This is a genomic window from Mycobacterium sp. E740 (assembly GCF_001672895.1).
Lineage (GTDB): Bacteria > Actinomycetota > Actinomycetes > Mycobacteriales > Mycobacteriaceae > Mycobacterium.
The window spans coordinates 1-11,312 of the sequence record NZ_LZKP01000218.1; the positions used below are offsets into that span (position 1 = coordinate 1).

The following is an 11,312-nucleotide window of genomic DNA, read 5'->3' on the forward strand; positions in this document are numbered from 1 at the left end:
CCGCACTCCTGGCAACGGTCAGGTCTACGACGTCAACTCCTACGCGCTGGCCGCCGCGGGCCGGGACGCCGGCGCGGAGGTGAACCGGGTCGGCATCGTCGACACCGACCCCAAGCGGCTGCGCGAGGTCGTCGAAGGCCAGCTCAACCGTGCCGAGGTGGTGGTCATCGCCGGAGCGGTCGGCGGGGCGGCCGCCGAGGCGGTCCGCTCGGTGCTCGCCGAATTGGGCGATATGGAGGTGACGCGGATCGCGATGCACCCCGGTTCGGTGCAGGGGTTCGGCCAGCTCGGCCGCGACGGCGTCCCGGTGTTCCTGCTGCCGGCCAATCCGGTCAGCGCGCTGGTGGTGTTCGAGGTGATGGTGCGTCCGCTGATCCGGCTGTCGCTGGGCAAGCGGCAGGCGCACCGGCGGATCGTGCAGGCCCGCACGTTGTCGCCGATCGAGTCGGTGGCGGGCCGCAAGGGTTATCTGCGCGGCCAGCTCATGCGCGATCAGGACACCGGCGAGTATCTCGTCCAGGCGCTCGGCGGAGCGCCGGGGGCTTCGCATCTGCTGGCGACGCTCGCCGAGGCGAACTGTCTGGTGGTGGTGCCGACCGAAGCCGAACAGGTTCGCACCGGCGAGATCGTCGACGTCGCGTTCCTGGCTCAGCGCGGCTGATCCGTTCGGGTGTGGCGGCGTGATGAACCTGTGGCGGTCGAGTTCCCTGCATCCGGGATGGGCGCAGTCTGCCGGTCCGCTGCGGGTGGCCGGCGGTGCGGTGCGGTTGCGCCCGGTCCGGTTGCGCGACGGCGCGCAGTGGAGCCGTATCCGGCTCGCCGAGCGTGCGCACCTGGAGCGGTGGGAGCCCTCCGCCGGCGTGGACTGGGAGACGCGCCACGCGATCACTTCGTGGCCGTCGGTGTGCTCGGGGCTGCGATCGGAGGCGCGCAAGGGTCGGATGCTGCCCTACGTGATCGAGCTTGACGACCAGTTCTGCGGGCAGCTGACGATCGGCAACGTCACTCACGGCGCATTGCGCTCGGCGTGGATCGGGTACTGGGTGTCCAAAGAGGTCAACGGTCGCGGCGTGGCGACCGGTGCGCTCGCGTTGGGTCTGGACCACTGCTTCGGGCCGGTCGGGTTGCATCGCGTCGAGGCCACGGTGCGCCCGGAGAATGCGCCGAGCCGTCGGGTGTTGGAGAAGGCAGGCTTTCGCGAAGAAGGGCTGCTGCGAAGGTATCTCGAGGTCGACGGGGCCTGGCGCGACCATCTGCTGGTGGCGATCACGATCGAGGAACTCAGGGGGTCGGCGGCCGCGGCGCTCGTGCGGCAGGGCCGAGCGAGCTGGGCGTAGCCGTCGTTGGCGTTCGCGAGCGCCCCGCGGCGTTCGCGAGAGGTACGCCACGGTCGTTGATGGCGGCCTAACCGCGACCCTGGTGTACGTCTCGCGAAGGGAACATGACAAGCCGCTGTTGCGAATGTGACATTTGTGACTGTTGGTGCTTGTCAGCAGTGAATTACAGGTGTGTAATTGTCTCGGCGCGCCGCCCACGGATGCGCAGGTCACAGACCTAGCCTTTACGGGGAAAGGAGCAGGCGACATGCCAAGCATCCCCCAGTCCCTTCTGTGGATATCCCTCGTTGTCCTCTGGCTCTTCGTGCTCGTGCCGATGCTGATCAGCAAGCGCGACACCGTGCGCCGGACGAGTGACGTCGCGCTGGCCACCCGAGTCCTCAACAGCGGGCGCAATTCGCAACTGCTCAAACGCAAGGGCCCGGCGGCCGGCCATGCCAGCGACCCGGACTGGCGGCCGTCGGAGGACGAGCACGACGACGACGTCGAGGAAGAGCGTCCCGGACGTTCGGTCGTGCGCGCCGCCGCCGTGGTCGTCGAAGACGACGCGGAACCGGATTACCTCGACGTAGATGTGATCGGCGAGGACTCCGGCGCGCTGCCGATCGGGGAGTCGGATCGACAAGAGCACGAAAACGAAGAGCTGACACTGGAATTCGACGACGAAGCTCCCGAACCGGAGGCCGAGGACTCGCGAGACGAGTACGAGACCGTCGACGACTCGTCCGGTCTGGAGGCGCCGTCGGAGGCCGATCTGGAGATCGCCGACTCGCTGTCGGCCGCGCGGCGGCGCCGGTACGAGTCGAAGACCGCCGCGACGGTCAGCGAGCGCAAGTACAAGTTCCGCAAGCGGATGCTCACGGTGATGGGCGTGCTGCTGGTGGCGTCGACAGCGGCGGCGTTCACGTTGAGTTCTGCGCTGTGGTGGCTGTGCGGGGCGGTCGGCGCAGTGACCGTGCTGTATCTGGGTTATCTGCGGCGCCAGACGCGGATCGAGGAGCGGTTGCGCCGCCGGCGTGCTCAGCGCATCGCGCGCTCGCGGTTGGGTGTGGAGAACACCGACGATCGGGAGTTCGATGTGGTGCCGTCCCGGCTGCGGCGGCCGGGGTCGGTGGTGTTGGAGATCGACGACGAAGATCCGATCTTCGAGCACCTGGACTATGCGCCGTTCGCACGGCACTTCGACCTGCCGCGTGCAGCGGGCCAGTAGACCGGCCGGCGATTTTCGGCGACCGTCCGGCGGCTGGTAGCCTGCTACCGGTACCAGGGGCTATGGCGCAGTTGGTAGCGCGACTCGTTCGCATCGAGTAGGTCAGGGGTTCGATTCCCCTTAGCTCCACTCAAGAAAGAAGTCTTCCATCCAATCGGCCTTCAAGGCCGAGCCATCACAAGGTGAACACTTCCGTCAACAGCTGGAGTAGGGATGCCTGGCTGGCATCCATCCGGGGTCGCGACAGGGTCGACGGCACGCCCTTGAGTTGAGCCGGACCACTGCGGAACCGGTATTACCGGTAACGAACGAACGCGACCCCCTCGATGCGATCCCACGAGGCGTAGGAGATCTTGTTCGGTCGCTTCTGGGTGACCTTCGTGACGACGCACTCGACGGCTACCGCTAGAAAGGTCTGCGCTCGGAGCGAAGAGATTCTCGTCATCCTCCTTGATACCTTTCGAGAACCCAGTGATCGCGACTAACTTTCTGCAACACATATCCCGGCGGCATGGGGAACATGCCTTTGCTGTCGACCCAATCGGAATATCCGTGCTGACGTAGAAATCTCCTTAACGCTGTATCGAAACGATGAATCCCATGCTCCACGCCCTCCGTTACGGTCCCGTCGGACGTTTCCGTAATCCAGTACCACTCTGGTCCTTCAGTGCCTACTGGTCTCGTATGGAAGTGTGTGCGCGAGAGGAGCGTAGGCGGTACAGATTCCACGTCTTTGCCACTTGTTCTGTGGTTCCCTATGCCAATCGCACTTCGAATCTTTCGCCACAATGTCATTACCGCTCCTCAGGTAGTCTTGCGGGTGGGCGACCGTCCAGCTGAGCGGGAATTGAGTTGTGGCCCAATGGTATTCCTGGCCAATTGGTTGGCTCCTCTATCCTCCACAGTGACATGCGTCGATGCTAAGTAGGCCTGTGAAACGCTTCCAATTCGAACGCCCCCGAATTTGTCGCCGGGGATGACATAAGTACCTTCCTCCGCGTTGACTTGCGATAAGACATCGATCTTGAAGATCGGCGGGTCCCAAGGCCACGCACAGTCCTGGTCAACTGCGACCGGTTGATGCCCTAGGTTTGCTCGATCTTGCTACATACCGGCTGGCAACCGCCCGGAAATCGGAACGATTCCGCTGAGTACGTCGAGATGATCCGAGCGGGCCGCGCTCGACGCCGGCAGCACCGAAACCCTCCGGCGGCCATTCGTCGAACACCTCGGCGTCTCACCGAAGGCGTATCGAGGCGGATTTCGCACCCCCGTCCGAGGCTGAGGCCGCCTGGCCATACGACTATCAATCAGTGGACATGGGTAATACCACACGCGAAACGTCGTGGCGGTTCTCCTTCGCATGCGGGACAATGGCCCTTGGCTCAACCCGGACGCCGACAGATGTTCCCTGTGCGGAAAGGCAGCCGTGTCCACCGTCCTGCTCGATACCGAAGACCTCGGCGAGGCCGAGGCGGTTGTCAGTGCCAACTACTCGAAGATGCAGTTCGGGGCAGCTGCGGATCAACGAACCCATACGCGAGTCGTTCGATCGACTCTCGGGGCGATGGCTTTTGACGAACTGCGATACGACTACGACTTTGATTTCGAAGGCGATCCGATCGACGGCATCGTGCTGTGCCGCGTCAAGTCGGGCGTCGTCATGCATCAGCAGCCAGGCGCAGGCGCCGATGTGTGTCAGTCAGGGACGGCGACGGCAGTCGGGCGGCGCGAGGGCGTTCCGTTCAGCGGCGCAGTACACGAGGGGCGCTTCGATACGGCTCTCATCGACCGAGGCCTGCTCAATTCCGTAGCCGCGACGGCCTTCCGGTTGGGGACGCCCAAACCGGTCAAGCTCACGGCGGGCATGCCGGTTTCGCCGCAAGCCAACGATCAACTGCTCAAGGCATTCGACTATGTGATGTGCGATGTCGTGACGAATCCCGATGCCGCTCAGAGCCCGCTGGTGGCGGGCACGGTCGCGCGCCATCTCGCGGCGAGCATGCTGGTCGCGTTTCCGAACAACGCGCTGCTGGAACCCACGATCGAAGACCGTCGCGACAGCACCCCCCTGTTGCTGCGGCGAGCGATCGGTTTCATCGATGACAATGCGCACAATGACATCTCGCTCGCCGACATCGCCGAGGCCGTACACCTGACACCGCGAGCGGTGCAGTACATGTTCCGCAAGCACCGCAACAGCACGCCGACGGCGTATCTGCGCGAGGTCCGGCTGCATCATGCCCGCAGAGAATTACTCGGCGCAGATCGAATGCGAACCACGGTCAATCAGATCGCCGCCAGGTGGGGGTTCTTCCATGCTGGGCGATTCGCTGTCGCCTACCGCGAGATGTACGGCGAGAGCCCGCACGTCACCCTGCGCAATTCGCAATAGCCGTCGCCGTCAGCGGCTCGCCGTCGTCGCGAGCCCGCCGTCGACGGGGATGATCGCGCCGGTGAGATACGCGCCGGCCCGGCTGGCCAAGAAGACCGCGACACCGGCCATGTCGTCGTCGCGGCCGATGCGGCGCAGCGGCGCCGACGCCGCGATCTCGTCTCCGAAAGCGTCGAGTGTCGCAGCCATCATCTTCGACGGAAATGGCCCTGGCGCAACGGCATTCACGCTGATGTGCTGCGGTCCGAGCTCGCGGGCCAGCACCCGGGTGAGCTGATGGATCGCCGCCTTGCTGCTGCTGTAGGAGTACGTCGGCAACTCGGGCACCCGGATACCGTCGACGCTGCCGATGTTGATGACCCGGGCGGGATCGTCGGCGGTCCCTGCCGCTCGAAGCGCCGGCAGCAGCGCCTGCACGAGCCAGAACGGTGACTTGACGTTCAGGTCGAGCACCTTGTCCCACGCCGAGTCCGGGAAGCTCTCCAGCGGCTCACCCCACGTCGCGCCGGCATTATTGACCAAGATGTGCAGCGGCTCACCGCCACCGGTGACGACTTCGGCCAACCGCAGGCACTCCTCATGCCGCGAGAGGTCGGCGGGCACGGCTCGCACGTCGCCGTACTTCGACAGCCGCTCTTCGGCACGCTGGCATCCCTCGGCCTTACGGGAGCTGACCACGACGCGTGCGCCGGCCTGCAGCAATCCGCGCGCCAACATCAGACCGATGCCACTGGTACCGCCGGTGACGAGGGCCCGTTTGCCGGTGAGGTCGAAAAGCTCTGTGTGACTGCTGAGTTGATCGTTGCTCATCGGCAACCGCCTCCGTCGGATCCGGACCGGTCACCCCGACCGTCCGGTTAAAGACTAAGAGATCCACTCCGGCGTCCGGCTCACGACCATCATATGTCTACCTGTTCAGGTGTTGTGATAACCTGCGAATGCGGGCGGCCGTGGTCCACATCGATGCAGCACATCGTGTAGCGACTTGTCTTCCGGCGGGTGGCGGAGCGCCACGGTCGGCCCGCGCCAGTTCGCTGGCCGTCGGTGACGTTCCTTGCCGGACCCGACGAGTAGCCCGTAGCCTCGGGGCGTGGCCGGCCTGACCGGCGTCCGCGCCGACGAACTCATCGCACTGGAAATTTTCGGTGGCTATCGGGCAGAGGATCTGGTCCCACTGACGGCCCAACTCAGCCCGCTCACTGCCGCTTCCGGTCAGGCGCTCATGCTCCAGGGTGAACTTGCGGTGTCCTTCCTGCTGATCGGCTCCGGCGAGGCCGAGGTCACGCACGTCGGAGCCGAGGGGCACGACACCATCGCCAAGCTGACGCCCGGGATGATCGTTGGCGAAATCGCGCTGCTGCGTGACACGACGCGTTCCGCGACGGTGATCGCCACCCAGCCCGTGCGCGGTTGGGTCGGCGGTCGGGAAGCCTTCGCCACGCTGCTCGAGATCCCCGGCATGCTCGACCGCCTGCTGAGCACGGCTCGTCAGCGGCTGGCCGCATACGTCGACCCCATCCCCGTCCGGCTCAAAGACCGGACGCAGTTGTGGCTGCGGCCGGTGCTGCCCGGCGACAACGAACGCACATCCAAAGGCCCCGTCGAATTCTCGAGCGAGACGCTGTACCGACGATTCCAATCGGTGCGCATCCCGAGCAAGACCCTGATGCGCTACCTCTTCGAGGTCGACTATGAGCACCACTTCGTCTGGGTGATGACCGACGGTCCCCACGGGCCGGTGGTTGCCGACGCCCGCTTCGTGCGCGAGGAGAACGACCCCTCCGTCGCGGAGGTCGCGTTCCTGGTGGCCGACGCGTACCAGCACAAGGGCGTCGGGACGTTCCTCATGGGCGCTCTCGCGATCGCCGCGAATTTCCATGGCGTGCAACGGTTCACCGCTCGGGTGCTCATCGACAACAACGCGATGCGCAGCATCCTCAACCGTTTCGGCGCGCATTGGGAGCGCGCCGACCTCGGTGTGGTCACCACCACCATCGACGTGCCGCGCCCGGCCAATCCGCCGTTCACGCCGGAGCTGACCAGGCAGATCCGCGACGCGGCGTCTCAGGTCGTGCGGGCGGTCGGCTGATGCGCGTGCCGCTGTCGAAGGACACTCGACTGTGCATCTCGCTGTCGGGCCGTCCGACGAACATCGGGACGCGGTTCCACAATTACCTGTACGACCTGCTCGGCCTCGACTTCATCTACAAGGCTTTCACCACAACGGATATCGCGGCGGCCATCGGCGGCGTGCGGGCGCTCGGCATCCGCGGGTGCTCGGTGTCGATGCCGTTCAAACAAGACGTCTTGAGGCTGGTCGACGAGGTCGAGCAGTCGGCCAGCTCGATCCGCGCCGTCAACACGATCGTCAACGACCTGTCCGTTCCCGGGGGCAAGCTCACCGCGTCGAACACCGATTACCTTGCGGTGCAACGGCTTATCGACGAGAATGGGCTGCAGCAGACGCAGTCGGTGCTCGTGCACGGCAGCGGGGGGATGGCCAGCGCGGTCGGCGCGGCGTTCCGCGATCTCGGCTTCGACCGCGGCACGGTGGTGGCCCGTAACGCCGAGACGGGTCGTCCGCTGGCCGATCGGCTGGGCTACGACTACGTCGCCGACATCGGATCGCGCGGCGCCGACGTGCTCGTCAACGTCACCCCGGTCGGGATGGCCGGCGCCCCCGACGCCGCCGGTGTGCCATTCGGCGAAGCGGCGATTGCCAACGCGCACACCGTGTTCGACGTCGTCGCTGTGCCCGCCGAGACGCCGCTCATCAAGGCGGCGCGCACCGCGGGCGTCGCCGTGATTACCGGAGCGGAAGTGATCGCCCTGCAGGCGGCCGAGCAGTTCGAGCGTTACACCGGCGTGCGGCCGACGGACGAGCAGGTATTGGCCGCCTCGGCGGTGTCACGCGCGTGAGTCAGAACGTGATGGTGGTCTTCTCGTCGATGACCGACGTCGCGTCCATCAGTGCGCGCATCTGATCCTCGCGCCCATCGGCGTTGAGTTGCAGCACGAACAACGCATCCTGGCCGGGGATCACCACCGTCTTCTGCGCGATCGCGCGCTTCACGCCGTCTTTGGTGTAGGTGCCACCGAGCTGTGTGGCGTCAAAGTTCGCGAGCTTGCTCGGACTGCCGGATTCTGCTCCTTCGTATCCGGGCAGATTCTTGATCTCCCCGGGCGCGAACTCGAGGATTTTCGCCGCGTCCACGTTGCCGGTCAGCTTCGACACCAACGCGATGACCGTCGGCGGATCCTGCGCCATCGCCGGATCCTCGGCGACGGTGGCCCAGTAGGCCCATTGCGGCGTGGCCTGCCCGGCGTCGCGCCACCCCGGTGGGAAAGGCAGGTTGATGATCGGCGAACCGGGGTCGCCGCGCTTGACCGGCGTCTCGGTGATGTTGTTGTCGCGAATGTAGTCGACGATCGTGTAGTTCGGGGCCGCCGCCTGCGCCTTGGCCGACGTGGTCGGTGCGGCCGAACTGGTGGCCGATGTGCTGGTGTCCTGCGCGGTTGTCGGTTCGCTCTTGCTGCCCGAACTGCAGCCGGCCAGGCCGACGCCGAGCGTGACCGCCGCGACTGCGATGACGCCTGCCCTCATCGAACTGGTCATTTGCTCCTCCATCGGTTCGATCCCGCGCCGTAGCCTACGGGCGCCACCGATCGCCTGCAGGCGAAACCAAATTCGAGGCCGGGCAAACCGCTCGCAGGGCTTTGCTACGGCGCAAGAAAATGGTTAGCTGTATGCAGGCTTGTGCCGGGGGAAATCTGTAGTGGCGAGAAGGGGGACGCGCGATGTCGGCCGACCGTGCGCGAATGAAGACGGCATTGCGTTCGCTGGGTGCGATGTGCCTGGCGATGCTGGCGGCGGTCGCTATGGCCGTGGCGTGGACGACTGCGACCGCGGTGCAGTTGGCGGCCAGCGCGCTGATCATGGGGGGCACTGAGCACCCGCTGAGCTCTCCGCCGGACACTCCCGGGTACGTCAGCAACTATCTGAACCACGCGGTCACCCTCTTCATCAATCCGGCCGCCGGCACCCCCACGGGCACCGACGACCCGCCCATCGACAACGTCGACGGCAAGGTCTATGCCGTCACCTATCCGGCGCAGTTCTTCCCGGTGTTCGGCAGCAAGACTTTCGACGCTTCGGTCGCCGAAGGTGTGCTCAACCTCAACCGGTGTGTTCGCGGGTCGGCGGCATGCGCTTACAACCACGACGCGAGCTACAACACCGATCCGAATTCCCCGACGCCGCCGCCGGCCGCCGGTGAGGACTTCGACATCTTCGGATATTCGCAGAGCGCGGTGGTCGCTTCTCTGGTCAAGCGCGACTTGCTCGCGAACCCGCGCCCGGGGGATACCTCGTTCTTCCTGTTGGCCAACCCGATGCGGCCCAACGGCGGCATCCTCGCCCGCGGACCCGAAGGCCTGACGATTCCGATCATCGGCGTGACGTTCTACGGCGCCACCCCGACGAACAGCTGCCAGGCGACGGGGCCGTGCATGCCGACGGTCGACGCCGCGGCGCAGTACGACGGACTCGGCGGAGACGCGCCCGCCAGCCTCACCAACGTGCTCGCCATCCTCAATGCCGTCGCGGGTTACTACTACCTGCACGGCAACCTGCAGAACGCGAATTTCGACGATGCGGTCTACCAGGGCAGCTACGGCGACACCGACTACTACTTGTACCCGACGAAGCGGCTGCCGATCCTGATGCCCTTCCAGGGTGTGGTGCCGTCGCCGGTGTTGACGCTGCTGGACGCGCCGCTTCGGGTGCTGATCGAAGGGGCGTACGCGCGTGACGTCAACCCCGGCATCGCGACGAAGGTCGGCTTGCTTCCGTTCCGCAACCCGATCCAAACGGCGCTGAACCTCGTGGCGTCCATTCCGACCGGGATCGACGACGCCCTCGCCGAAACCGCGGGAGACCCCACCTTCCGCCCGCTCGGCACACACCCGACCACCAGCCCGTTCGGCGTCGGCGGTCCGCAGTTGCCTGCGGCGCCGGAGGCGAACAATGCACGGACAACGTCGATGACGTGGTCGCGCTCGTCATCCGTCCAACAGGGTGACGACGCGGTCGACGGCAAAGGCCAGGCGTCCGTCGACGAAGTCAAGCCCTCCGAAGCTGGGCTCCAGCAGCAGGTCAACGGCGACAAGCCGCTCGAGACCGTCGAGCAGAAGCCCGCGCCCGTCGAAGAGAAGACGACGCCCGTCGAAGAGAAGACGACGCCTGTCGAGGGCGAGAACACGACCACGCCCGACGAGAAGCAGGTCGTCGAGCAGGTCGGCGGGCAGCAAGCCGAAGAGGGCGTCACCAAGCAGAAGACGCCGGTCGTGGGCCTCAAGCCGACCGTTCCGAAACTGCGCGGCCCCATCAAGTTCGACATCCCGAGTCGGTTGGGTCTGCGGCCCGGCAGTCCGTCGATGGGCAGCAGCGCTACGACCGGTGAACCGAAAGCGGAGCCCGGCAACGACCCCGCCGACGGGTCCAAAGGGCAGGCAGCTGCCTAGCAGCTTCACCGCGGTCGTCGCGACCGTGGCGATCTGTGCGGCGGCCTGCGCAAGTCCGCCCAATCGGTCCCCGGCTCCCGCGTCTTCTCCGAAGGAGTCGCTGCACGTCAACCCCGCCAGGATCGATCGGGCCCGCAGCGCGCTTCCCGCCGCCTACGAGGTAACCGATCTCAACGGTCCAGCCTCGCCCGTGACCATGTGGGGATACGGCGCGCGGTGGAGCGCCGACCCGTCCGCGTGCGCCGCTTTGGCGGACCCGGCCGGCGCTTCGACCGCCGACGGCTGGTCGGCTTCGGGCCCTGGCGGCATCGTCTACGCGGTCGTGGCCGCCGCCCCCGGGACGTTCAATGCGGCGCTGGACGACGAATGCCGGCGCTGGACCGTTTCGAGCGGACGCACCACGGGGACTGTCACTTCCGGTCCTGCCCCCGCGATCGATGACGTGCCGGCCATCGCGATGGCCACGGCGAGCCAGACCGTCGTCGAAGGCGGCACCGAAACGCATTCGCACGCCGAGACCGTCATCGCTTACCTGGGTGACCACGTCGCGTTCGTCGCCGTCGTCACCGATCCCGGTTCCCCCGAGCCGCAGCTCGGCGCGGACTTCGCCGCGACGCTGATGAAGGAAACGGTGTCCGCGCTACGAGGGTGAGCCGGGATTGCCCGGTACATTGTGCGGCGATGTCGAAGTGCTCGGTGCTGGTGTTGGCAACTGTCGGCGTGCTCAGCGCATGTGCGACGGGGCAGTCGGCCGGTGACCTGTCTCATGCCGACATCGCCCGGGTCAAGGATGTGCGGTCCAGCTTCGGGCCCGGATTCGCGGTCAGCGACGTCGGCCCGACCGGCA

10 protein-coding genes, 1 tRNA gene and 1 pseudogene are annotated in these 11,312 nt (G+C 66.2%); 10 read left to right on the top strand and 2 right to left on the bottom strand.

The window, feature by feature from the left end; genetic code table 11:
* The 6 genes and pseudogenes from glp to A5663_RS21160 form a co-directional block, all read left to right on the top strand.
* A partial coding sequence (glp, locus tag A5663_RS21140; RefSeq protein ID WP_255396391.1) for a gephyrin-like molybdotransferase Glp occupies nucleotides 1–661 on the top strand: 661 nt, incomplete at its 5' end.
* A 22-nt stretch (nucleotides 662–683) separates the two neighbouring features.
* The gene (locus A5663_RS21145) at nucleotides 684–1,337 is read left to right on the top strand and encodes a GNAT family N-acetyltransferase (RefSeq protein WP_068153689.1); all 654 of its coding nucleotides are present in this window, start codon (nucleotides 684–686) and stop codon (nucleotides 1,335–1,337) included.
* Nucleotides 1,338–1,584: 247 nt separating this feature from the next.
* Complete coding sequence (glpR, locus tag A5663_RS21150; RefSeq protein WP_068153690.1) at nucleotides 1,585–2,547, top strand: gephyrin-like molybdotransferase receptor GlpR; 963 nt, start codon at nucleotides 1,585–1,587, stop codon at nucleotides 2,545–2,547.
* 56 nt (nucleotides 2,548–2,603) lie between these two features.
* Nucleotides 2,604–2,676 (top strand) — tRNA-Ala (locus A5663_RS21155).
* A gap of 1,042 nt (nucleotides 2,677–3,718) precedes the next feature.
* Nucleotides 3,719–3,832 (top strand): annotated as a pseudogene (locus A5663_RS23895) (AraC family transcriptional regulator); the annotation flags it as partial.
* A gap of 282 nt (nucleotides 3,833–4,114) precedes the next feature.
* A complete protein-coding gene (locus A5663_RS21160; protein WP_197503501.1) occupies nucleotides 4,115–4,942 on the top strand; it encodes a helix-turn-helix transcriptional regulator in 828 nt (275 codons plus the stop codon).
* 9 nt (nucleotides 4,943–4,951) lie between these two features.
* On the opposite strand, the gene A5663_RS21165 is transcribed toward A5663_RS21160, so the two are convergent.
* On the bottom strand, nucleotides 4,952–5,752 hold the full coding sequence (locus A5663_RS21165; RefSeq protein ID WP_068153692.1) for an SDR family oxidoreductase: 801 nt from the start codon (nucleotides 5,750–5,752) through the stop codon (nucleotides 4,952–4,954).
* 280 nt (nucleotides 5,753–6,032) lie between these two features.
* Between A5663_RS21165 and A5663_RS21170 the strand changes: the two genes are divergently transcribed.
* Together A5663_RS21170 and A5663_RS21175 are read left to right on the top strand one after the other, a co-directional pair.
* Nucleotides 6,033–7,031, top strand: a complete 999-nt coding sequence (locus A5663_RS21170) for a GNAT family N-acetyltransferase (protein ID WP_068153693.1) — start codon at nucleotides 6,033–6,035, stop codon at nucleotides 7,029–7,031.
* Nucleotides 7,031–7,861 (top strand): shikimate 5-dehydrogenase, encoded by an 831-nt coding sequence (locus tag A5663_RS21175; protein ID WP_197503508.1) that lies wholly within the window; start codon nucleotides 7,031–7,033, stop codon nucleotides 7,859–7,861. Before A5663_RS21170 ends, A5663_RS21175 begins: the two co-directional genes overlap by 1 nt.
* 1 nt (nucleotide 7,862) lies before the next feature.
* Here the strand turns inward: A5663_RS21175 and A5663_RS21180 are convergent, their stop codons facing one another.
* Nucleotides 7,863–8,558: an LpqN/LpqT family lipoprotein gene (locus A5663_RS21180; protein ID WP_068153697.1), complete on the bottom strand. Its 696-nt coding sequence runs from the start codon at nucleotides 8,556–8,558 to the stop codon at nucleotides 7,863–7,865.
* 203 nt (nucleotides 8,559–8,761) lie between these two features.
* Between A5663_RS21180 and A5663_RS21185 the strand changes: the two genes are divergently transcribed.
* Together A5663_RS21185 and A5663_RS21190 are read left to right on the top strand one after the other, a co-directional pair.
* Nucleotides 8,762–10,465 carry a PE-PPE domain-containing protein gene (locus A5663_RS21185; RefSeq protein WP_068153694.1) on the top strand — a complete coding sequence of 568 codons (1,704 nt, stop codon included), beginning with the start codon at nucleotides 8,762–8,764 and terminating at the stop codon, nucleotides 10,463–10,465.
* A 25-nt stretch (nucleotides 10,466–10,490) separates the two neighbouring features.
* Nucleotides 10,491–11,117: a DUF5642 family protein gene (locus A5663_RS21190; protein WP_068153695.1), complete on the top strand. Its 627-nt coding sequence runs from the start codon at nucleotides 10,491–10,493 to the stop codon at nucleotides 11,115–11,117.
* Nucleotides 11,118–11,312: the final 195 nt, after the last annotated feature.